Genomic DNA, 20,331 nt, shown 5'->3' with positions numbered 1-20,331 from the left:
GCACCGATTTGGAACGATTTCGCACCGTGTGTGCCGTTTAGTAGCTTGTTACCACCGAAAGAAGTGGTTTCTGCGATGCGGTTTAGTTCGTCGTTTAGCGCGGTCACTTCTTCTTGAATCGCAACACGTTCTGCTTTCGAGTTTGAACCGTTTGCTGATTGCAGAGACAAGTCACGCATACGTTGAAGAATATTAGTGGTCTCATTCATTGCACCTTCAGCAGTTTGTGCAATCGAGATACCGTCGTTCGCGTTGCGAACCGCTACATCCAAACCACGGCTTTGTACGTTCAAACGGTTCGAGATTTGTAGACCCGCAGCGTCATCTTTTGCGCTGTTGATTTTGAAACCCGAAGACAAACGCTCCATAGAAGTTTGTTGAGCTGAGTTTGCGTTGTTTAGGTAACGCTGAGCGGTCATCGCTGATACGTTAGTGTTTACATTCACTGCCATGGTGATTTCTCCAATTGATTTTCCGGTGTAGCGGTTTCCGACGTCTCGGAAAACCAAGTAGTTCTCTCAAAGTTACTTTTATTAACGGCGCATGCCCTGTTTTCTTTAGAGAAAATTTTGGATTTTTTTGAAAATAATTCGTTTGGAGGGGTAATCGTGACAAAGCGGATAAAAAAGCAAAAAAACTTTCATTTTTCGCTAAAGCTTCTTTTCGAATTGTCGATACAGGCAGGTTTTGCGTTAAATTCGGGCAAGGCCGTTCATCAGCCAAGCAAGGTCAATGCTAGGTTTGGCGCTTGTTTTGCTTGCGCCAGAATAGAAGTACTGACCTGTTGTAAAATCTGCTGCTTCACCATTTGCGTAGTTTCTTTGGCATAGTCAGTGTCTTGGATACGACTGTTGGAAGCGGCTAAGTTTTCGTGGATATTATCGAGATTATTGATCGCATGATTGAAGCGATTTTGATATGCACCTAACTCCGCACGACTGCCATCTACCGTTTTCAAAGCATCATCTAAAATGCCGACCGCCATCTGAGCGCCACCGACCGTGCTAATATCAATACTATCTACCGTTCTATTTACGGTGACATACTTGCCAAGTTCTAACTCATCAGCCAGGCCACCACTGAAGGTTGGTCCAGGGTATTTTATGGCGTCCTTGTGGGACATGAGTAACTGCAGTTGCCCCTCTTCATTAACAGACGCTTTCACTTTATCGGTTTGCCCATTAATGTAAGTCGCGAGTTCTTCTATATCGTCGCCAGCTTTAGCTTCAATACGGATCTCCTGTTCTTCAAAATTGTTATCACGGTAGCTGATAACAATTTCATTATTTCCGTTTTGAACCGTCCAATCTGAACTGACTCTTTGATATGAGCTCATTGAAAAGCTACCTAAAGATTCCGGCTGCATGGTCCGCAGGCCAATTTGTACCGCTTCACCAGCCGTTGCACCGATTTGAAAAGACGATGTACCGAATGTGCCATTCAGCAATTTACGTCCGCCAAAGGAGGTCGTTTCTGCAATACGACTTAACTCATCATTTAAAGCAGAGACTTCTTCTTGCAGTGCAGTACGCTCCGCTTTGCTGTTTGAACCGTTAGCTGATTGAAGCGACAAATCACGCATACGTTGCATAATGTTAGTCACTTCATTCATCGCCCCTTCGGCGGTTTGCATTATAGAAATGCCGTCATTCGCGTTACGTACCGCGACATCCAAACCACGCATTTGTGATTGCAAGCGGTTGGAGATTTGCAGACCCGCAGCGTCATCCTTTGCGCTATTAATACGCTTCCCTGAAGACAAACGCTCCATGGATTGGTTCAGCATATCCGTTGCACTGGTCAAATGACGTTGTGCGACAAGTGCTGCAACATTGGTATTAACGGTGATCGCCACGAATAAAGAGTCCTAAAATTAAGGCTTTGAGTACTTATCGACCAAGTAACAGAAAAGTTTAGTGTTTTTTGAAAAGAGATTGGAATAGAAATAGAAAACAAAAGCCCTCCAATTGGAGGGCTTAAGAAATAAAGTCTGAGAACTTACTTGATGGCTAGCTCTGCGAGCATTTCTTGTGAAGGAGCGAAGAAGTACGCACCAGTTACCGCTTTTGTGAAACGAAGCATTTGGTCTGTTTTACCATCTGTCACGCCGTACATACTTTCTAGCATCACTTTAATGTTATGAAGTGTATTGCAGTAAGAAATAAACAGCAGGCCATGAGGCCCTGTTACCGTCCCGTATGGCAAGCTATGACGGACAATCTTGAGACCTTTTCCTTCTTCTTTAATATCAACGCGACCAACGTGTGATGCAGCAGGAACGTCTTCTAGCTCTATAGAGTCTGGTTTGGTACGACCAATCACTTTTTCTTGCGCTTTGACATTCAAGCGATTCCAAGCGGCAAGGTTATGTTCGAAGCGTTGAGCCATGACATAACTACCTCCAGCAAATGGGCCCTCTTTTACTAGAGCCACATCAGCGCGAGCCTCCCCTTTCGGGTTTTCTGTGCCATCAATGAAGTCTGTCATATCACGAGCATCAAGGTAACGGTACCCATATGTTTCGTCCACAATGGTGACATCTTGTGCCGTCTCTTCTAGGAACTTACGCAACACGTAAAAATGCAAGTCGTGACGAGTCGAGTGACAGTGAATCAGTACATCTACGTCTGTTGCTGGAGCAACGATGTCACCTTCGCCAAGTTGAGTAAAATCAATAAGCTCTTCTGGCGCGTCTACATTAAGGTGTTCCCAAAACGATTTTGTGAATGCGATAGAAAGCGTCAGCGCTGCACCCGGCTGGGTAATGTTTAACTCTTCCACCAACTTTGGCAGTGCTTTCAGTTTTTCTAATACGTTTTCACGGTTTTGGTTCACTTTGAGTTGAGTGTACAGTGCAAATGGCCCGGCTTCTGGCACGATCGCCGTTTGAGCTTGTGACATTGAGGTTTCCTCTATTACTTTGCCCCAGAGTGGGAAGTTATTGTTTTTAATTCTTTGAATGCTGCTGTTCATCGTGCGCCAATTGTGGCACATGAAAACAGTCTTTTACCCATCTTCCATTTAGAAGATAGATCATAAACCAAGCTAATAAGGTAATGGTAAGGGCGTTTGCCCAATTAAACACTCCATGTTCTAGGTACACATGATACATGGTCTGAGCAAGTTGAATACCGCACAAGATCAAAGTGATCTCGCGACCATAGCGAGTAATTCTGTTTACCCATCCTCTGTCGGGATGACGAAGCCCCATTAACCACATAAGAAGCAAACTTGGAATGCCCATCGCCAAACCTAAATACAACGTACTTGAATCTGGGTAAACAATAGCGAGTAGCTTACTGCCACTATCACGACTTACACCAGCCATGGCAAACACCACCCATGAACGCACAAGAAACATCCATCCCACCCATAAAATGATCGGCGCCTTTAAAAATCCATGAGCGTCATATTGGTCAAACGAATAGCGCACAACATCTTCTTCTTTATGTGATAAAAACGTCACTTTAACCTATCGTTTCAGAGTTGCAAGCCAACAAAGATGAGAACTGAAGTTCATTTCAGCACCTTACACAGGTAAACTAAACAAAGATTTACAGCGACGTTGATGAGAAACATGAAAAAAAGAACTCCTGCCACCCCTGTGCCTTCTCAAGAAACACAAGCCGAAGCGATGAGAATTGCTAAATCCACGCAAAAGCCCGGCCAAACCAAAGAGCAAACCAAGCTCATCGCTCAAGGTATCGAAAAAGGCATCGCGCAATATAAGAAACAACAAAAAGAGCGCAACCGCCAAGCCGATAAAGCGAAGAAAAAACAGCAACGTGAAAAGCAACGTCAGCATGAAGAGATTATCGAACAAGACAATATCACCGACGATGCGCCAAACCATTCATCAAGCAAACTGCCTTGGACACTACTTGTCCTGAGCTGGATTGGCTTTGCTGCTTACATAGTATTGGGGAAATAGCTAATGAAACGCCTGTTACTTGGACTTTTTGTCGTGCTTCTAACGGGTTGCACGATGCCATCTCACCTTACTCATGCTCAAAGTCAAGATGTTCATATTCGCATTGACGCGCAATTCGACCCTGAGCGATGCGAGTACAAAGGCGAAGTCACCGGAAGTGAAGGCCATTGGTATAACTACATTTTCATGACTAATGACGCGATGATGCAAGGCGCGATGAACGATTTAAAAAACAATGCAGCGGCTATCGATGCGGACACCGTTTTTATGGTTTCCCCACAAGATTTTATCACTTCATTTAGCGTACTGGGTTCCGCCTACCGCTGCAATGGATGAGGCCTGAATATGAAAAAAGCCAGCAATTGCTGGCTTATGCACGAAATCCAAGACTGCTAGCGATATCTCTCTCCCGCTCTAGAACCCATTGGCTATCAAAAGGCCCCCAATCTGAAAGTTGATAATAGCCGTCATTATGACGTCGGCCATCTTGAACAAATATAAGTTCAATGCCGATCCCAGGTAACGCCTTGAGTACATCTTGAATAGTACGACGAGGCCACCCCGTTTTTTCGATCAACTTTGGCACATTCGGCCTTTCTAGGTTTTCCACCAACAAGGCCAAATATAGCCGCCTTGCAAAAACAGGACTCAATTCCATTGACACCTCCTAAAATTGTGCTGATTCATTATTTCGTTTTTGCTCAGCGAGGTGTTGCGTTTGATCAATAACTCGACTTTTCCATTTGATTTAGACGAATTTTTATTCGATTTATAGCGCATTCATCGTAAATAAGTTATGTGACATTAGTTATCTCAATCTATCTGAAAATATTTTCCACCGCATTTTGTCAGTTTGATTGCTTCTTGATAGGATGCTTTAACAGCCCAAATCACTTAAGTGCGTCTTAACCGCGCCAGTGAAAAATAGAACAAAGAAAAAGGAAACACTATGTCGATTACCATGTTTGGTATTCCCAACTGCGATACGATCAAAAAAGCCAAGAAATGGTTAGAAGCCGAGGATATTGCTTACGACTTCCATGACTACCGTAAGCAAGGCATTGATGCAGAAATGGTAAGTGAATTTTGTCGCGCTTTAGGTTGGGAACAGGTGCTCAATAAACGTGGCACAACCTACCGCCAATTAGCGCAAGAGCAGAAAGACACACTTAACGAGGAAAACGCCATCGCTCTTTTGGTAGAAAACCCTGCGATGATTAAACGCCCAATTTTAAAAGTGAATGATCAACTTCATATCGGTTTTAAAGCTGATCAATACGCTAGCATTTTCAACTCTTAAATAAAGGAATACTCAAGGATGACAGACAGTCCAGTATTGGCACTTGCTAAAGATCTGATCAGTAGACAGTCCGTAACGCCGGAAGACGCAGGTTGTCAGGATTTGATGATCGAGCGCTTAAAAGCACTCGGGTTTGAAATTGAAGTGATGGTATTTGAAGACACCACGAACTTCTGGGCTCGACGTGGTTCAGAAGCGCCGCTATTTGCGTTTGCTGGCCACACCGATGTGGTACCAGCTGGCAAATTGGAACACTGGAATACACATCCGTTTGAACCGACCATTATTGATGGTTACTTGCATGGCCGCGGCGCAGCTGACATGAAAGGGTCGCTAGCTGCTATGGTCGTTGCTGTCGAACGCTTCATTGAAGAAAACCCAGACCACAAAGGCTCAATTGGCTTTTTGATTACGTCAGATGAAGAAGGGCCATTTATCAATGGTACCGTTCGCGTTGTAGAAACGTTGATGGAACGTGGTGAGAACATCGATATGTGTATTGTTGGTGAACCATCCAGCACCGACGTGGTTGGCGATGTAGTGAAAAATGGACGCCGTGGATCCATCACTGGTGATTTAACGGTAAAAGGAACACAAGGTCACGTGGCCTACCCTCACCTAGCCAGCAATCCAGTGCACGAGTCTCTACTCGCGATTCATGAACTCGCGACGACAGAATGGGACAAAGGGAATGATTACTTTCCACCGACTAGTTTCCAGATCCCGAATGTATCGGCTGGCACTGGTGCGTCTAACGTTATTCCTGGCGAGTTCCATGTTCAGTTCAACCTACGTTTTAGTACTGAGCTTAACAATGACGCAATTGTTCAGCGTGTTACCGAAACATTGGACAAGCATGAGCTGGACTACGACCTAAAATGGACATTCAACGGAGACCCATTCCTGACCGATACGGGCGCACTGCTAGACGCGGTTGTAGCTGCTGTGGCCGAAGTCAATGATACGAAGCCAGCGCTACTTACAACTGGCGGTACGTCTGATGGTCGTTTTATTGCTCGAATGGGAGGTCAAGTCGTAGAGTTAGGACCTGTTAACGCTACGATTCATAAAGTGAACGAGTGTGTGAAAGTCGACGATCTTGAAAAGTTGACGGACATGTACGAAAACACGTTGAAGCACCTATTGGCGAAGTAATCAGCGAGAACACAATGACACCAGAGCAACTCACCGGAATCACTGATTCCCATCTTCAATCCACTTTAGTGGATCAAAAAGCGTTTCTACTCCACCCTGAAGTGGCTGACGATCTGCTAAAGATGATTGAAGCGGCAACAGAAGCAGGTTTCAAAATGGAAATCGCCAGTGGTTTTCGTGACTTTAATCGCCAAAAAGCCATCTGGAACGGGAAGTTTTCTGGTGAGTTGCCAATTCTCGACATCAACTCCCGCCCTTTGAATAAAGCAGAGTTAAATGACAAAGAGAAATTGATGGCCATTTTGCGCTGGTCGGCATTGCCCGGAGGAAGTCGTCATCATTGGGGTTGTGATTTTGATGTCTATGCGCGCAATTTATTGCCTGCTGACACAAAACTCAAGTTGGAACCTTGGGAGTATCTTGAAGGCCACCAGCAGGCGTTCTACCAATGGTTAAAAGCCAACCTTGGTCGGTTCGGTTTCTTCTTCCCTTATCAGCATGATTTAGGTGGCGTTTCGATTGAGCATTGGCACATTAGTCACCGCGCTGTCGGGCAGCAATGCCTCGAGCAGTTGACGCTTGATGTACTCAGAAGCCAGTTGATTAAACAAAATCAGACCGACAACATTGCAGGGATTGACGCCATACTGAATAATTTGGATAACGTCGTTGCCAAATTTATTCACAATATCACGCCGCCGGAGGCTCTATGATAGAAATACTAACCAATCCTTGGGTCATTATTATTGTAGTGTTGAGCGTGGTCATTGGTAATATTGCCGCACTCAAATATACCGCAAAAATGAAGTTTGGTCAGATGGATAAAAGCCGTAAGAACGATTTAGATAAGCTGAACACATTGGATAAACAGCGCTACGCTGAAGAAGATAAAAACAAAAACGAGCCTCGTTAGTTACTCACCAGCTTCATCTCGACACATTTAATCTAAACATCAAAAAAGGGACCACTAGGTCCCTTTTCTATCATTAAGTAAACACGCCGCGTTAAGCTCGCTTTGTTTACTGCTTCACTGTTGCAGCCAATACAGGCGCTAGTGATTTCAAAAACTCTTCTTCTACTGGCTTGCCAGAGGAGTCGGTGATATTGATAGACGTACGGTTGCCTAAATCACCAAGTAAGAATGTGTACTTACCAGCGGCTAACTCCACTGGTTTAACGCCGATATCGTTCCAGAATTCATCATCCGGAGACGCATATTTCGCAGTGATTGTGCCCTGAGACTGGCTACGCTCTTCAATCTTAAAGCCCATCTTAGGTAGAATATTAGGCAGACGCTGCCAAAGCATGTTGTATTGCGCACGCGCGATAATCACTGGAAGTCCGCTGCGGTCTTTACCCATTGTGATTGGGATCTGTTTAACCAACTCTTGCGCTTTACGCTGTGCTTCTTCACGCACTTCTTGATCGTAGCGAGCGGTGACCAAGTTCGTCATGAACACATTGTAGCGCTCACGGTTGGTCGCCGTTACTTCTTTCACTTGATTGCCTTCACGCCAGTCAATAAGGCTCACCTTAAAGCCGTGTCGACCATTTGCTTCAGCGCGTACGATTTCATATCGGCTGCCAATTTCTAGCTCTTCATCTGGCGAATCCCAAGTCACCCATCCTGTCTCGATGCGAGAGTCTGTTTGGCTTTCAACTGGAATCTCGTTGGCCGCGACCATGTTTTGCACCGTTTGCCAAACTTTATCTAGTTCATCTTTACGAAGTAGCCAAAGTGTCACTTCACCATCACTACTGCGGTCTAGACGTGCACCGGGAATAAGCTCTAGGACTTGTTGAGGTGGACGAATGTCGACATCTTTACCGACACCACCAGCGTAGTTACCCTGAGGGATCTCGTAGTTAGGGTAAAACTGAGGCTGTGCACCCTGTGGGACATTCCACTCACCCAAATTGGGGGAGTTCAAATACTCGAAGTCATCTTTTGCTTGACGACGTTGATTGGCACCACCTGAACAGGCAGTCAATACGAATACAGCTAATGAACTTAACACTAACTGGCTTGAAAGCTTCATCTATACTCCTAAAACACCGAGGGCGCTTTGGCCCCCAGTATGAACTTCAATCCTAGTAACTCAATCTTAATAGCTCAATCTTAATAAATATGGGCGTCTGTTAGCGCCTGCTCGACGATCGGCTGCGATTTTTCAGAAAGCGTAGTTAAAGGAAGACGCAAACCACCTTCTTCAATCAAACCAAGCTTTTGCGCTGCCCATTTTACTGGGATAGGGCTTGCTTCGATGAAAAGGTTTTTGTGTAGAGTCATCAAGCGTTGGTTAATCGCTTCTGCTTCTTCGTACTTACCTTCACTTGCCAAATGGAACATGTCTGCCATGTCTTTAGCTGCAATATTGTTCGTTACCGAGATAACACCATTGCCGCCAAGTTTCACAAAATCCAGCCCTGTCGCATCATCGCCACTTAGTAAGATAAAATCTTCGCCACAAAGTTCACGATGAATTGCAATTCGTTCCAAATCGCCCGTTGCATCTTTTAGAGCCACGATATTATCAAGCTTTGACAAGCGTGCCACTGTTTCTGGCTGCATATCAACAGCAGTACGGCCTGGTACGTTGTACAAAATTAGAGGCACATCACTCGCTTCGGCAATTGCCTTGTAATGTAGAAACAAACCCTCTTGAGTTGGTTTGTTGTAATACGGTGTCACACTCAGGAAGCCAGCAATACCAGAATCAGCCAGTAATTTGCTAAATGTTACTGCCTCATGGGTAGCATTTGCACCCGTGCCAGCAATCACAGGGATGCGACCGTCGGCAAACTCAACAGTTTTATTAACGACCTTTACATGCTCTTCAATGGTCAGTGTCGCTGACTCACCTGTTGTGCCTACTGCCACAATACCGTCTGTACCCGCTTCAACGTGGTACTCTACTAGCTTTTGCAGACCATCAAAGTCTACTTCGCCATCTGCTTTGAATGGCGTAATCAGCGCTACGATACTTCCTGAAAACATGTTTATCTCCCTCATTTAACTCTTTCTGCATGGTACTGTAATGCGATTGAAAAACACAAGAGCGTAAACTCGCTTACAAAGTACAAATGAATGAATAATTACCAGTTGTTAGAGGTCTAGCAACTTAATTGCTCTATTTGGTTTGATTAACGGCAATATTGATAATCGTGTTGGGCTTTCGAGTGACTTTAGAATCTATCAGTGATTTGGAAAATACTGAAGAGCACAAGCAAGGAAAATATACTCTTTGGTCTTGTTAGCCAAGTCAGATCTAAGTGAATAAAACGGCCAGACAATAGGCAAGCACATCATGCAAACGTTTTGTTTATCCTGTAGCCTGCATTTACTGTTTATTTCCCACCGCTCCCCTCAACATCCTCCTGCTTTTTATAGACTAAAAAAGAACTGGCTCGATATTTCTTCGCAATATCTGTGCTAACATCTCTCTATTGAAGAAAGGACAAGAAGCTCATTTATGAAGCAACATCTGGTACTTACAGCAGTTGGAACGGACCGTCCAGGCATTTGTAACCAAGTCGTACAGCTCGTTACTCAAGCTGGTTGTAACATAGTCGATAGCCGTATCGCTATCTTTGGCAGCGAATTTACGCTGATCATGCTCCTGACTGGGAACGCCAGCAGCGTGACTCGAGTTGAAACGCAATTGCCCCTGCTTGGCCAAGAACATGACCTTATTACGATCATGAAACGCACAGCGGCGCACGAACTGCTCGATAACAGCTACACCATGGAAGTGTTTATTGAGTCTGAAGACCGCCCTGGGTTAACTGAAAAATTTACTAAGTTCTTCGCTGATCAGCAGATTGGTTTAGACTCTCTTAGTGCGCAAACCATCAGCAAGTCGAAAATTCAACTCGATTCTGACCAGTTTCACATTGCGATTACTGCATCTGTAAGCGCGGATTTTAATTTGATGCAGTTACAAGAAGACTTCGATGAACTTTGTAAGTCGCTCAACGTACAAGGTTCTCTGAATTTCATTAAAAACACACTATAAAGTAAAGGAAATCAAAATGAATACGCTGACAGCAGGCTCGCCAGCGCCAGCCTTCTCTTTGCTCGACCAAGACGGAAATACCGTTTCTCTTGAAGACTTTAAAGGCAAGAAAGTACTTTTCTACTTTTACCCTAAGGCGATGACGCCGGGTTGTACTACACAAGCAAAAGGCCTTCGTGACATTAAAGCTGAACTCGATGCACATAACGTGGTAGTACTCGGCGTAAGCATCGACCCTGTAAAGCGCCTAGGCAAGTTCATCGAGCGCGATGATTTAAACTTCACTCTGCTTTCTGATGAAGACCATGCCGTTGCAGACCAGTTCGGCGTTTGGGGCGAAAAGAAATTCATGGGCAAAGTATACGACGGTCTTCACCGCATTAGCTTTCTGATCAATGAAGAAGGCGTGATCGAACATGTGTTCAACAAGTTCAAAACCAAAGATCACCACGAAGTCGTATTAAACTACTTAAACGAAAACGCTTAAACGCTATTGTTTTTCTACAAACAAAAAGCCCAGCAAACTGCTGGGCTTTCTTTTAACCATCGTACCTTTGGTAACAACTACTCTTGTTCGACAGTTTCGTTTTCTTCCGTGCTTGGTAATGCATGCCATACGGCTTTGACTAATGTCGCTAAAGGAATGGCGAAGAACACCCCCCAAAAGCCCCAGAGCCCACCAAAGACTAATACAGCCACAATGATAGCAACTGGGTGTAAGTTTACTGCCTCGGAAAACAGAACAGGAACCAAGACGTTACCATCAAGCGCCTGGATAATACCGTAAGCAAGCAACAACCAATAAAACGGAGGCGTTAAACCCCATTGGAACAAACCAACGATAGCAACAGGTACAGTAACAGCCGCCGCACCGATATAAGGAATCAAAACCGACAGACCAACGGCTACGGCAAGCAACGCCGAGTAACGAAGATCTAAAAGGGCAAAAGTCACGTAGCTCACACCGCCCACGATTAAAATCTCTAACACTTTACCGCGAATGTAATTTGATATCTGCTCGTTCATTTCATGCCAAACTTTATTCGCCAATTTACGGTTTTTCGGCAGAATACCGCTTGCGATTCGCAGCATTTCTTCTTTGTCTTTAAGCAAAAAGAAGATCAGAAGTGGCACTAAGATCAAATATACCGCTAGCGTTGCAATGCTAACTAATGAAGCAAGCGACCCTTTGACGACACTTTCACCCAGCCCCAATGCTTGGTTTTTGGCGTTCGTCACCACGGTTTCTACTATTTCTAAATTGGCTAGTTCAGGGTGGCGCTCTGGCAATGTGACAATAAACTTTTGTAGCCCGTTGTACATGTTAGGAATATCGTTAATTAGATTACCGACCTGAGTCCAAATCGTCGGAACCAAGCCAAACAACGCAATTAACATTAACCCGACAAAGACCAAGATCACGATAATAACCGACAAAGTGCGCGGCACGCCCATACGACACATTTTGACAACTGGCCATTCAAGTAGATAAGCCAAAACGATCGCGACAAGTAATGGCGCAATCAAGTGTCCAAAGAAGTAAATGGTGATAAAGCCAAACAGCAAGATCGCGACGAGACTTACTGCGTGAGGGTCAGAGAAACGTCGTTTATACCAACGACTAACCATTTCAAACATCTTATGCGGATTCCTTATTGAAGACAGTCAATGTGTAGTGCTCTGATGTAGATTGGCAATCAACTGAGTACCCTTGGGCACTAAGATAGTTCACAATGTCTCGTTTAGAGCTGTTGTCCACCACTTGAATGACAAGTTGATGATACTGCTTTGCTTCTCCTTGAAAGACCTCAGCAGCATGACGCTTTGCAAGTAACAGTGCCATAGGACAACGTTGCTCACGCAAATCAAGTAACATGGATTCCATTGTATTGCTCTGCACTTATGATAGGGTTGTATTGTAACGGCTTTTTGAGCTGGTGCTAGCACTTCTGACATGATTTAACCACATGCTGAAATAGCTCGGATATAAAATAATTTACGAAACCAATTCATTTATTTCCGGTCTTACTGTTAGCTTATATCCTCACGGATAACCAAAACGTATGTGGCGCTGTTAATAGGCTCTCGACCTGTAACCACATGCTTATGTATTTTGGAGAACCTTTTAAACGTATGTTAAAACGCACTCGCTCGCTAGTTTGCTTATGTCTTGCTGCTGCCATCAGTTCGCCGACAACTTATGCCAATAGCATTGACTTGCCAGACATTGGCACAGCTGCTGGTGGCACGCTTTCAATAGACCAAGAGTTGATTTATGGCGACGCCTATATGCGTATGCTCAGAGCCAGTAAACCTATCGTTAATGACCCTGTCATCAATGAATATATTGACTCTCTTGGGCACAAATTAGTGGCCAATGCGAATGATGTAAAAACGCCGTTCCACTTCTTTATGATTCGCGACCGTAATATCAACGCATTCGCGTTTTTTGGTGGCTATGTAGCGCTGCATTCTGGGTTGTTTCTTCATGCTCGTTCAGAAAGTGAGCTGGCCTCTGTTGTCGCTCACGAGATAGCGCACGTCACACAACGTCACCTTGCTCGGAGTATGGAAGAACAAGCACGCCGCTCTCCGGCCACATTAGCCGCACTTGCGGGGGCACTACTGCTTTCAATTGCCTCACCCGAAGCGGGGATGGCTGCAATTACAGCAGCAACCGCGGGCAACATGCAAAGTCAAATCAACTACACTCGCGCGAATGAAAAAGAAGCGGATCGCTTTGGTATTTCGACACTAGCAAAAGCCGGTTTTGATGTTCAAGCAATGCCAAGGTTTTTTGGCCGTCTTGCTGATGAGTATCGTTATGCAAGTAAACCGCCACCAATGCTCCTGACTCACCCTCTGCCTGAAGATCGAATTACCGATAGCCGTGCGCGAGCAAGAACCTATCCTCCAATGCGTGTTGTGCCTTCAATAGACTATCATCTAGCTCGCGCGCGCATTGTGGCTCGTTACGCTGGCATTGATGGACAAGCCGCCCTGAGCTGGTTTGAGAGAACCCAAAAGAAAGCCTCTGCGGACATTACACCTGCTTTTGATTATGGTCGAGCACTCGTGCATTTAGACAATAAACGCCTATCTCAAGCGGAACCAATTTTGAAAAAGTTACTGGAACAAGACCCAAGTAACCCGTTTTACTTGGACGCTATGACGGATTTATATATCGAGAAGAAGCAGCCAGAAAAAGCGACCGAGATGCTCCGTAAAGCGTTATCTCGTAACCCTCAAAATAAAGTATTAACCATTAACTACGCCAATGCGCTACTTGAGGACAATAAAAACGATCAAGCCACGCGAGTTCTTCAAAGGTACACTCATGACTATCCTGAAGATACAAATGGCTGGCACCTAATATCGAAGAGCTACCACGCGCTAGGGCGTAGCGATGAAGAATTGGCTGCTCGAGCGGAAATTTTGGCATTGCGAGCAAATTGGAATAAAGCGATTCAATATTATAGTGAAGCAAGTAAAATGGCCAAGTTGGGCAGCTTAGAGCAAGCGCGATACGATGCCCGTATCGACCAACTCATGATCCAAAGAGATCGATTCATGGCATTACAATAACGAAATGGAGAAAACCATGTCAGTCGTGATTTATCACAACCCTCGTTGCTCAAAGAGCCGTCAAACACTTGAACTACTTGAGCAAAATGGTGTTACACCGGAAGTCGTCAAATACCTAGACACACCACTTAACGTGGATGAACTAAAAGCGCTGTACGCCCAGCTTGGCTTTTCATCTGTACGTGAAATGATGCGCACTAAAGAAAGTGAATATAAAGAGCTTGGCTTAGGCGAAGACTCCGTCAGCGATGAGCAATTATTCGAAGCTATGGCGAAAAATCCAAAGTTGTTTGAGCGTCCGGTTGTCGTTGCTAACGGCAAAGCAAAAATTGGTCGCCCACCAGAGCAAGTGTTGGATATTTTATAAATGGATTGCCAGATCCTTATTTTGTATTTCAGCCGTCATGGCTCGACAAAACAACTGGCAAGACAAATAGCAAGAGGAGTCGAATCGACTCCTCAATGCCAAGCAATTTTGCGTACAGTTGAAGAATTGTCACCTCACTCACACTCCCCTTCTGATCCAATTGTTACTCTAGAGGAACTGAAAACGTGCGACGGTCTAGCGTTTGGCAGTCCCGTCTGGTTTGGCAACATGGCTGCGCCTTTAAAGCACTTCTGGGATCAGACTACATCTTTATGGGTCAGTGGTGACTTAATCGATAAGCCTGCTTGTGTCTTTACCTCTTCGTCCTCGATGCATGGTGGTCAAGAAACAACGTTACAAAGCATGATGACCCCTTTATTGCATCACGGGATGATGGTTTTGGGCATTCCTTATTCCGAGCCAGAGTTACACACTACGCAGTCCGGCGGCACTCCGTATGGCGCCAGCAGTGTAGGCCATGAGGCAACCCTAAGCGGTGAAGAGATTCGCCTGGCACAACAATTAGGCAAAAGGCTGGCAACTGCAGCGTTAAAACTAAAAGTCTGTTAGTAAAATCAAGGATAGTTAATCGATGTCTGACTCTTTAGACCAAACACCACTCGGTACACAGGCTAAAACCTATCGTTACCTGGCTTTATTTGGCAACTTAGCCTTATTAGCCTGGGTCGCTATTTGGCAGCTTGCGTTATCCCCTCACCCTCACCTCAGCAGCACAACACTTGCTATTGCTTGGTGTATTCCGCTACTACTTCCGTTACCTGGTATTTTAGCTGGTAAGCCTTACACTCATGCTTGGGCTAACTTTGTTCTTATGCTGTATTTCTTGCATGCGCTGACCATCCTTTATGTGGATGGGGGTGAACGCTGGCTTGCGGCAGTGGAACTGATACTGACTTCACTCGGTTTCGCTGGCAATATTTTGTTTGCTAGAGCGAGAGGCAAAGAGCTAGGTCTTAAGTTGAAACGCCTCTCTCAAGTAGAAAAAGAAGAAAAAGCGAAATTCAATAAATAACGCCAATTGCAGTCAATCACTGATCATTGGTTCGAATACGAATTTAGAAAACAAAAAGAGTCGCTATTGCGACTCTTTTTTATGCTTACCACATTGGTCTTTGATCCTTGCGTTTCACGCCTGGAACGCTACCAAGGAGATTACGATGCCGAGCGCCACTCGTAGATCAAGTCATACTGTTCTCGGACAGGCTCCACAATCATCGGCTGAGTTGGCTGTGTTTCGTCACTTGCTTCTGCCACAATATCTACTGGTACTTCAGGCTGCGCTTCTTTTGGCGTCGCGGCGTCTTTTGCTTCATTACTCTGAACCAATGGCTCTTCTTCTTGAGTTGAAGCTGGGGCATCAACTTCACCTAAAGGATCTTCAAAAACCATTAATTGAGAAATAGAAGAAGCTTCTTTCTCAAAAGCTTGTTGTGATGCCAAAAGGTGGATGTTGAGCGTTAACTCGTCCCCTTGAACACGCTTAATCTCTGTACCCGCAACCGAATTAAGTTGTTTTAACGCATTCTCTAAACGGAAGAAGTCCGTTGCAGAGGTTACATTAAGGACTTTCACTGCTAGCGCTTTTGAAGACTTTCCTGAAACCACAACTGCACTCTTACTTGCATAGTAGTCTGCGATGCCATCCACCATTTCTGCAATAGCATTAGCACCTGATGCAGACCCGCTACGCGGAGAACGTTGCGCTTCTACAATGCTCGTTGGCGACTGGTCGTAGAGTGTCCAACGAATTTGTTCACCTTGAGCTCGTACAACCAAAACGGCGTCAGCTGGGTAGCGCTGGCTGGCTTGACCAATTGGCTCAATAAAGCCGCCCCAAAGATCAGAGACATTAACACCGGTCACATCATCAAAATCCCCAACCGGGATAGTGATTGGTAGGCCTCTTAATTTCGCTGCGCTACGAAGTGCTGCAACATTTGAAGATTCAGAATGTTCCCACGCAATGTTACGATCGTAACCCCGTTCTTCAACCATCCAAACTAAAATATTGGCACGATTTGGCGACCAAGATGGCAATTGTGCTTGTGTTAAAAGAGAGCTGATTTGGTCGTTGTTAAACAACATTTTTAGGCTCGCTTTTCCATCAACCTGCCCATAGCTCAGTTGAGAAATGTAACGCGCACTTGAGCTGAGTGCCTTTTTAATCACTGGATTGCTTAAAGAGGATTGAGAACCGGTCGCTCGAACAATCACATCCTGCATACCTTGTTGACGAGCCAAAGACTCACCGTCGTTCTGCTCACTGTCGATAACCACTTCGGCACGATAGATATCCACCTGAGTTAATGCATATACTGGTAGGGACAACCAACCTATCAGTAAGAGAGCTAAATAGCGCATAGTTTTTATAATCCTCTGAACAAGAACCCGAATAATAAGCAACTATCAAATCTTGAGCAAGGTAGGTACTGAGTAAATTGTCTGTATTATGACCAGCTTTGTTAACTCGGGCCTCAACCAGCACTTCAGTGCTATTTTTTATAATAAACTCATTGCTTATTAAGCTATCTCAACAAGTTAGGCTGTCCATTTTTCATCTTCACGCAAGACACGTAAAAGAGGACAATTTGCAAGCAAGCAACTCTCAAAAGTGCTATTTATGGGAAAAATTCAATCGAAAGTTTGATCTATGCAACATTGCAAACGATTGCAGGATGATAGTATTCGCCGGATTTGTCTGCGTATCTTGAAAATAGGGAATTATTATGAAAAACGCGTTACAAGGCGCTCAAATGCTCTTTGTCGCTTTTGGTGCTTTGGTGCTTGTGCCGCTCCTAACTGGCCTTGATCCAAACGTAGCCCTCTTTGGTGCCGGTGTCGGTACCCTCTTCTTCCAATTAATGACTAAACGTTCTGTTCCCATCTTCCTTGCCTCTTCTTTTGCGTTTATTGCTCCTATTATGTTCGGTATCCAAACTTGGGGTATCGGTGCAACGATGGGCGGCTTGATGGCAGCTGGCTTAGTTTATGTGGCTCTAGGGGCGATGATCAAAGTGCGCGGTGTTGGATTTATCCATAAAATTCTCCCGCCTGTTGTCGTTGGCCCTGTGATCATGGTTATCGGCCTTGGCCTTGCCCCAACAGCAGTGAACATGGCAGTAGGTAAAACTGGTGATGGAGCAGCACAGCTAGTTAATGGTGATGCTGCGATCATTATCTCGACGGTCTCACTGCTCACAACCATTGTACTTAGCGTTTTTGCAAAAGGCTTTTTGAAGCTCGTTCCTATTGTTGGTGGTATTCTTGCTGGTTACTCTGTTTCTCTATTCTACGGTGTGGTTGATTTCACTCCCGTAGAACAAGCGGCTTGGCTAGCCATGCCAAACTTCACCGCGCCAGAGTTCAATATCAACGCAATTTTGTTCATGATTCCTGTCGCTATCGCACCTGCGGTTGAGCACGTAGGTGACATGCTTGCTATCTCAAACGTTACAGGTAAAAACTACCTGAAAAAACCAGGCCTTCACCGCACAATCGCAGGTGACGGGGTGGCAACTATCGCGGCTTCGATGGTGGGTGCTCCACCAAACACCACTTACAGTGAAGTAACAGGAGCGGTAATGCTAACCAAAGCATTTAACCCTGTGATCATGACTTGGGCAGCAATCACCGCAATCGTACTTGCATTGGTAGGTAAGCTAGGTGCGGTTCTTCAAACGATTCCAGTTCCTGTCATGGGCGGCATCATGATTCTGCTGTTCGGCTCTATCGCAACGGTAGGCCTCAACACACTGATCAAGAATAACGTTGATTTACATAAGTCTCGTAATCTAGTGATTGTTGCCGTAACCCTTGTGTTTGGCATTGGTGGTATGGCTTTCGGTATTGGTGAGTTCAGTCTACAAGGTGTGAGCCTATGCGGTATCGTGGCAATTATTCTTAACCTTGTGCTACCAAACGATTTAGGTGAAAACCACGTTGTGGATAACGCACAAATGGAAGAAGAAAGCGCGAAATAGTACGTCTTCGCCGCTTTATTAGGTGGCGTGTCTTACTTTTCTCCTCTTGTAGATACAAAAAAGGCTTGGTTTTCACCAAGCCTTTTTCTGTTCAGTCATAGTAATACATCAAAGAATTACTTAGTACCGAAGATCTTATCACCTGCATCGCCTAGACCCGGAACGATGTAGCCTTTGTCATTAAGCTTCTCATCGATTGCCGCAGTGTATAGCTCAACATCTGGGTGTGCTTTTTCTAGCGCTTCAATACCTTCTGGTGCAGCAACAAGTACCAGCACTTTGATTTGGTTACAACCTTTCTCTTTTAGGAGATCGATAGTAGCAATCATAGAACCACCTGTTGCAAGCATTGGGTCAACAACAAGCGCAATACGCTCCTCGATGTTTGAAGCAAGCTTGTTGAAGTAAGGAACTGGCTCAAGCGTTTCTTCATCACGGTAAATACCCACAACACTGATACGTGCGCTTGGCATGTGCTCAAGAACTCCATCCATCATGCCTAGACCTGCACGTAGGATTGGCACTACGGTTACTTTTTTACCTTTAATCTGGTCTACTTCTACCGGACCGTTCCAACCATCAATGGTCACTTTTTCTGTTTCAAAGTCTGACGTTGCTTCGTAAGTAAGTAGGCTACCGACCTCAGTCGCTAACTCACGAAAACGTTTTGTGCTGATGTCACCTTCTCTCATTAGACCAATTTTATGTTTTACTAGAGGGTGCTTTACTTCAACAACTTTCATGTCCATCTCCGGCTATAGTTGGCAATATTTAAACAAACCTTCAGATTATACATGATTTTCACAGGGATATCAGGATAAATCACTAAAGAAAAAAACAGACGCAAACGTTTGCTATCTATGTTTAAGCACTGTTAGAATAGCGCCGTTTTCATATCCAACTTAATACCGAGGACTTCCCTGTGAGTGGTAACAACTCTTCTCTTAGCTATAAAGACGCTGGTGTAGATATTGATGCAGGCAACGCGCTTGTGGATCGTATTAAGGGTGCGGTAAAACGCACTCGTCGCCCTGAAGTTATGGGTGGTATCGGTGGTTTTGGCGCGCTATGCGAATTGCCAACTAAATACAAACAACCTGTACTGGTTTCTGGTACTGATGGCGTTGGCACAAAACTTCGCCTAGCACTGGATATGAACAAGCACGACACGATTGGCATCGACCTAGTGGCAATGTGTGTAAATGATCTTATCGTGCAAGGCGCAGAGCCACTGTTTTTCCTAGATTACTACGCAACAGGCAAACTAGACGTTGATACCGCAGCGGATGTTGTTTCAGGTATCGCAGAAGGGTGTGTTCAAGCAGGTTGTGCCCTAATTGGTGGCGAAACTGCGGAGATGCCGGGCATGTATGAAGGCGAAGACTACGACGTAGCTGGTTTCTGTGTTGGCGTAGTAGAAAAAGAAGACGTGATTGACGGCACGAAAGTCGCTGCTGGTGATGCACTTATCGCTGTTGGCTCAAGCGGCCCACACTCAAACGGTTACTCCCTTATCCGTAAGATCCTAGAAGTATCTGGTGCAGATAAGAGCGAAGAGCTAGCAGGCCGCACTATTGGTGAGCACCTACTAGAACCAACAAAAATTTACATCAAGTCAGCACTTAAGATGATTGAGAAACACGACATCCATGCGATTTCTCATATCACTGGTGGTGGTTTCTGGGAAAACATCCCACGCGTACTGCCTGAAGGCACGAAAGCAGTTATCGATGGTAACAGTTGGGAATGGCCAGTTATCTTCAAGTGGCTACAAGAGAAAGGCAACGTCGACACACACGAAATGTACCGCACATTCAACTGTGGTGTAGGTCTAATCGTCGCACTACCGAAAGACCAGGCAGATGCAGCAGTTGCTCTTCTTAAAGAAGAAGGCGAAAACGCGTGGGTGATTGGTCAAATCGCACAAGCAGACGCGAACGAAGAGCAAGTTGAAATCCAATAATTTGCAAATCGAG

The 20,331-nt window shown here is 45.0% G+C and carries 25 protein-coding genes; 14 read left to right on the top strand and 11 right to left on the bottom strand.

What is annotated here, in order from left to right; all coding sequences use genetic code 11:
* From R7P74_RS20565 to R7P74_RS20550, 4 genes are all read right to left on the bottom strand, one after another.
* Positions 1-452, bottom strand: a 452-nt coding sequence (locus R7P74_RS20565) for a flagellin N-terminal helical domain-containing protein (RefSeq protein WP_088363651.1), incomplete at its 3' end; no start/stop codon positions are given.
* A 263-nt stretch (positions 453-715) separates the two neighbouring features.
* Positions 716-1,855, bottom strand: coding sequence for a flagellin (locus R7P74_RS20560; protein ID WP_005380443.1), 1,140 nt, complete (start codon positions 1,853-1,855; stop codon positions 716-718).
* A 143-nt stretch (positions 1,856-1,998) separates the two neighbouring features.
* The gene (locus tag R7P74_RS20555) at positions 1,999-2,901 is read right to left on the bottom strand and encodes a Dyp-type peroxidase (RefSeq protein ID WP_033907102.1); all 903 of its coding nucleotides are present in this window, start codon (positions 2,899-2,901) and stop codon (positions 1,999-2,001) included.
* Between the two features lie 46 nt (positions 2,902-2,947).
* The gene (locus R7P74_RS20550; RefSeq protein WP_025768263.1) at positions 2,948-3,433 is read right to left on the bottom strand and encodes a DUF2919 domain-containing protein; all 486 of its coding nucleotides are present in this window, start codon (positions 3,431-3,433) and stop codon (positions 2,948-2,950) included.
* Between the two features lie 144 nt (positions 3,434-3,577).
* Between R7P74_RS20550 and R7P74_RS20545 the strand changes: the two genes are divergently transcribed.
* Entirely contained in the window at positions 3,578-3,931 is a 354-nt protein-coding gene (locus tag R7P74_RS20545) for a DUF2956 domain-containing protein (RefSeq protein ID WP_005380437.1), read from the top strand.
* Between the two features lie 3 nt (positions 3,932-3,934).
* The gene (locus R7P74_RS20540; RefSeq protein ID WP_005380435.1) at positions 3,935-4,267 is read left to right on the top strand and encodes a DUF4156 domain-containing protein; all 333 of its coding nucleotides are present in this window, start codon (positions 3,935-3,937) and stop codon (positions 4,265-4,267) included.
* A 34-nt stretch (positions 4,268-4,301) separates the two neighbouring features.
* Here the strand turns inward: R7P74_RS20540 and R7P74_RS20535 are convergent, their stop codons facing one another.
* Positions 4,302-4,589, bottom strand: coding sequence for a winged helix-turn-helix domain-containing protein (locus tag R7P74_RS20535; protein WP_005380433.1), 288 nt, complete (start codon positions 4,587-4,589; stop codon positions 4,302-4,304).
* Positions 4,590-4,880: 291 nt separating this feature from the next.
* On the opposite strand from R7P74_RS20535, the gene R7P74_RS20530 reads away from it, so the two are divergent.
* From R7P74_RS20530 to R7P74_RS20515, 4 genes are read left to right on the top strand one after another with little or no spacing between them, the layout of a single operon-like run.
* On the top strand, positions 4,881-5,231 hold the full coding sequence (locus R7P74_RS20530) for an ArsC family reductase (protein WP_005380431.1): 351 nt from the start codon (positions 4,881-4,883) through the stop codon (positions 5,229-5,231).
* 18 nt (positions 5,232-5,249) lie between these two features.
* The gene (gene dapE, locus R7P74_RS20525; protein WP_005380429.1) at positions 5,250-6,386 is read left to right on the top strand and encodes a succinyl-diaminopimelate desuccinylase; all 1,137 of its coding nucleotides are present in this window, start codon (positions 5,250-5,252) and stop codon (positions 6,384-6,386) included.
* A 14-nt stretch (positions 6,387-6,400) separates the two neighbouring features.
* The gene (locus R7P74_RS20520; RefSeq protein WP_318123134.1) at positions 6,401-7,099 is read left to right on the top strand and encodes a M15 family metallopeptidase; all 699 of its coding nucleotides are present in this window, start codon (positions 6,401-6,403) and stop codon (positions 7,097-7,099) included.
* On the top strand, positions 7,096-7,299 hold the full coding sequence (locus R7P74_RS20515) for a DUF2897 family protein (RefSeq protein ID WP_005380425.1): 204 nt from the start codon (positions 7,096-7,098) through the stop codon (positions 7,297-7,299). Before R7P74_RS20520 ends, R7P74_RS20515 begins: the two co-directional genes overlap by 4 nt.
* 106 nt (positions 7,300-7,405) lie before the next feature.
* Here R7P74_RS20515 and bamC read toward each other — a convergent pair whose 3' ends face one another.
* Both bamC and dapA read right to left on the bottom strand, forming a co-directional pair.
* A complete protein-coding gene (bamC, locus tag R7P74_RS20510) occupies positions 7,406-8,425 on the bottom strand; it encodes an outer membrane protein assembly factor BamC (protein ID WP_005380424.1) in 1,020 nt (339 codons plus the stop codon).
* Between the two features lie 80 nt (positions 8,426-8,505).
* Positions 8,506-9,384: a 4-hydroxy-tetrahydrodipicolinate synthase gene (gene dapA, locus R7P74_RS20505; protein WP_005380422.1), complete on the bottom strand. Its 879-nt coding sequence runs from the start codon at positions 9,382-9,384 to the stop codon at positions 8,506-8,508.
* 475 nt (positions 9,385-9,859) lie between these two features.
* Between dapA and R7P74_RS20500 the strand changes: the two genes are divergently transcribed.
* Together R7P74_RS20500 and bcp are read left to right on the top strand one after the other, a co-directional pair.
* On the top strand, positions 9,860-10,402 hold the full coding sequence (locus R7P74_RS20500; protein ID WP_005380420.1) for a glycine cleavage system protein R: 543 nt from the start codon (positions 9,860-9,862) through the stop codon (positions 10,400-10,402).
* 16 nt (positions 10,403-10,418) lie between these two features.
* Positions 10,419-10,889, top strand: coding sequence for a thioredoxin-dependent thiol peroxidase (gene bcp, locus R7P74_RS20495; RefSeq protein ID WP_005380418.1), 471 nt, complete (start codon positions 10,419-10,421; stop codon positions 10,887-10,889).
* A 77-nt stretch (positions 10,890-10,966) separates the two neighbouring features.
* On the opposite strand, the gene R7P74_RS20490 is transcribed toward bcp, so the two are convergent.
* Both R7P74_RS20490 and R7P74_RS20485 read right to left on the bottom strand, forming a co-directional pair.
* Entirely contained in the window at positions 10,967-12,040 is a 1,074-nt protein-coding gene (locus R7P74_RS20490) for an AI-2E family transporter (protein WP_213876264.1), read from the bottom strand.
* A gap of 1 nt (position 12,041) precedes the next feature.
* Positions 12,042-12,278 (bottom strand): sulfurtransferase TusA family protein, encoded by a 237-nt coding sequence (locus R7P74_RS20485; protein WP_005380414.1) that lies wholly within the window; start codon positions 12,276-12,278, stop codon positions 12,042-12,044.
* Between the two features lie 257 nt (positions 12,279-12,535).
* Here R7P74_RS20485 and R7P74_RS20480 point away from each other — a divergent pair, with 257 nt between their 5' ends.
* The 4 genes from R7P74_RS20480 to R7P74_RS20465 are packed head-to-tail and all read left to right on the top strand — an operon-like array spanning position 12,536 to position 15,387.
* Positions 12,536-13,987, top strand: coding sequence for a beta-barrel assembly-enhancing protease (locus R7P74_RS20480; protein ID WP_005394337.1), 1,452 nt, complete (start codon positions 12,536-12,538; stop codon positions 13,985-13,987).
* 16 nt (positions 13,988-14,003) lie between these two features.
* The gene (gene arsC / locus R7P74_RS20475; protein ID WP_005380410.1) at positions 14,004-14,354 is read left to right on the top strand and encodes an arsenate reductase (glutaredoxin); all 351 of its coding nucleotides are present in this window, start codon (positions 14,004-14,006) and stop codon (positions 14,352-14,354) included.
* Entirely contained in the window at positions 14,355-14,924 is a 570-nt protein-coding gene (gene wrbA / locus R7P74_RS20470; RefSeq protein ID WP_114323535.1) for an NAD(P)H:quinone oxidoreductase, read from the top strand.
* A gap of 22 nt (positions 14,925-14,946) precedes the next feature.
* On the top strand, positions 14,947-15,387 hold the full coding sequence (locus tag R7P74_RS20465; RefSeq protein ID WP_005380407.1) for a DUF2069 domain-containing protein: 441 nt from the start codon (positions 14,947-14,949) through the stop codon (positions 15,385-15,387).
* A gap of 140 nt (positions 15,388-15,527) precedes the next feature.
* Here the strand turns inward: R7P74_RS20465 and R7P74_RS20460 are convergent, their stop codons facing one another.
* The gene (locus tag R7P74_RS20460) at positions 15,528-16,736 is read right to left on the bottom strand and encodes a DUF2066 domain-containing protein (RefSeq protein ID WP_262657468.1); all 1,209 of its coding nucleotides are present in this window, start codon (positions 16,734-16,736) and stop codon (positions 15,528-15,530) included.
* Between the two features lie 365 nt (positions 16,737-17,101).
* Between R7P74_RS20460 and R7P74_RS20455 the strand changes: the two genes are divergently transcribed.
* A complete protein-coding gene (locus R7P74_RS20455) occupies positions 17,102-18,355 on the top strand; it encodes a uracil-xanthine permease family protein (protein ID WP_318123132.1) in 1,254 nt (417 codons plus the stop codon).
* A 116-nt stretch (positions 18,356-18,471) separates the two neighbouring features.
* Here R7P74_RS20455 and upp read toward each other — a convergent pair whose 3' ends face one another.
* Positions 18,472-19,098: a uracil phosphoribosyltransferase gene (gene upp, locus R7P74_RS20450; protein ID WP_005380401.1), complete on the bottom strand. Its 627-nt coding sequence runs from the start codon at positions 19,096-19,098 to the stop codon at positions 18,472-18,474.
* Positions 19,099-19,277: 179 nt separating this feature from the next.
* Between upp and purM the strand changes: the two genes are divergently transcribed.
* Complete coding sequence (gene purM / locus R7P74_RS20445) at positions 19,278-20,318, top strand: phosphoribosylformylglycinamidine cyclo-ligase (protein ID WP_005389861.1); 1,041 nt, start codon at positions 19,278-19,280, stop codon at positions 20,316-20,318.
* Positions 20,319-20,331 lie beyond the last annotated feature (13 nt).

The sequence above is a fragment of the Vibrio sp. 2033 genome, from assembly GCF_033339735.1.
Note: the sequence above shows the minus strand (reverse complement) of the source record. Positions and strands in the feature narration are given on the sequence as shown.

Bases quoted from the DNA above. Each gene is read 5' to 3' on its own strand.
- bamC (WP_005380424.1), bottom strand. From the start codon at position 8,425: ATGAAGCTTTCAAGCCAGTTAGTGTTAAGTTCATTAGCTGTATTCGTA.
- R7P74_RS20545 (WP_005380437.1), top strand. From the start codon at position 3,578: ATGAAAAAAAGAACTCCTGCCACCCCTGTGCCTTCTCAAGAAACACAA.
- R7P74_RS20500 (WP_005380420.1), top strand. From the start codon at position 9,860: ATGAAGCAACATCTGGTACTTACAGCAGTTGGAACGGACCGTCCAGGC.
- upp (WP_005380401.1), bottom strand. From the start codon at position 19,098: ATGAAAGTTGTTGAAGTAAAGCACCCTCTAGTAAAACATAAAATTGGT.
- R7P74_RS20535 (WP_005380433.1), bottom strand. From the start codon at position 4,589: ATGGAATTGAGTCCTGTTTTTGCAAGGCGGCTATATTTGGCCTTGTTG.
- R7P74_RS20460 (WP_262657468.1), bottom strand. From the start codon at position 16,736: ATGCGCTATTTAGCTCTCTTACTGATAGGTTGGTTGTCCCTACCAGTA.
- R7P74_RS20555 (WP_033907102.1), bottom strand. From the start codon at position 2,901: ATGTCACAAGCTCAAACGGCGATCGTGCCAGAAGCCGGGCCATTTGCA.
- R7P74_RS20520 (WP_318123134.1), top strand. From the start codon at position 6,401: ATGACACCAGAGCAACTCACCGGAATCACTGATTCCCATCTTCAATCC.
- R7P74_RS20465 (WP_005380407.1), top strand. From the start codon at position 14,947: ATGTCTGACTCTTTAGACCAAACACCACTCGGTACACAGGCTAAAACC.
- R7P74_RS20490 (WP_213876264.1), bottom strand. From the start codon at position 12,040: ATGTTTGAAATGGTTAGTCGTTGGTATAAACGACGTTTCTCTGACCCT.
- dapA (WP_005380422.1), bottom strand. From the start codon at position 9,384: ATGTTTTCAGGAAGTATCGTAGCGCTGATTACGCCATTCAAAGCAGAT.
- R7P74_RS20485 (WP_005380414.1), bottom strand. From the start codon at position 12,278: ATGTTACTTGATTTGCGTGAGCAACGTTGTCCTATGGCACTGTTACTT.
- dapE (WP_005380429.1), top strand. From the start codon at position 5,250: ATGACAGACAGTCCAGTATTGGCACTTGCTAAAGATCTGATCAGTAGA.
- R7P74_RS20540 (WP_005380435.1), top strand. From the start codon at position 3,935: ATGAAACGCCTGTTACTTGGACTTTTTGTCGTGCTTCTAACGGGTTGC.
- R7P74_RS20515 (WP_005380425.1), top strand. From the start codon at position 7,096: ATGATAGAAATACTAACCAATCCTTGGGTCATTATTATTGTAGTGTTG.
- R7P74_RS20530 (WP_005380431.1), top strand. From the start codon at position 4,881: ATGTCGATTACCATGTTTGGTATTCCCAACTGCGATACGATCAAAAAA.
- R7P74_RS20455 (WP_318123132.1), top strand. From the start codon at position 17,102: ATGAAAAACGCGTTACAAGGCGCTCAAATGCTCTTTGTCGCTTTTGGT.
- wrbA (WP_114323535.1), top strand. From the start codon at position 14,355: ATGGATTGCCAGATCCTTATTTTGTATTTCAGCCGTCATGGCTCGACA.
- R7P74_RS20480 (WP_005394337.1), top strand. From the start codon at position 12,536: ATGTTAAAACGCACTCGCTCGCTAGTTTGCTTATGTCTTGCTGCTGCC.
- bcp (WP_005380418.1), top strand. From the start codon at position 10,419: ATGAATACGCTGACAGCAGGCTCGCCAGCGCCAGCCTTCTCTTTGCTC.
- arsC (WP_005380410.1), top strand. From the start codon at position 14,004: ATGTCAGTCGTGATTTATCACAACCCTCGTTGCTCAAAGAGCCGTCAA.